This is a genomic window from Thiosulfatihalobacter marinus, from assembly GCF_016019955.1.
GTDB lineage: Bacteria > Pseudomonadota > Alphaproteobacteria > Rhodobacterales > Rhodobacteraceae > Shimia > Shimia marinus_A.
This window is the reverse complement of the sequence record NZ_JAECRZ010000063.1, coordinates 1-245: the sequence shown is the minus strand read 5'-3', so window position 1 is coordinate 245 and position 245 is coordinate 1. Positions and strand designations below refer to the sequence as shown.

At 51.0% G+C, this 245-nt stretch carries 1 protein-coding gene; it reads right to left on the bottom strand.

What is annotated here, in order from left to right; translation table 11 throughout:
• The coding region (locus tag I3253_RS20385) for a NifU family protein (RefSeq protein WP_332262158.1) at window positions 1-220 on the bottom strand (220 nt) is incomplete at its 3' end.
• Window positions 221-245: the final 25 nt, after the last annotated feature.

The following is a 245-nucleotide window of genomic DNA, read 5'->3' as shown; positions in this document are numbered from 1 at the left end:
CACCGCTAAAGCGGTTTAGCAGCTCTTTCTCGATGCCTTCTTTCAGTGTTAAATCAACTTGAGAACAGCCATTACAACCACCGCCGAATTGCAAAATAGCGACGCCATCTTTGGTCAGCTCCATTACGCTGACTCTGCCGCCGTGATTAGCCAGTTGCGGGTTAATTTCGCTGTCAATCACGTACTGCACCCGTTCCATCAGTGAGGCGTCGTCACTCACCTTGCGTACTTTGGCGTTTGGCGCT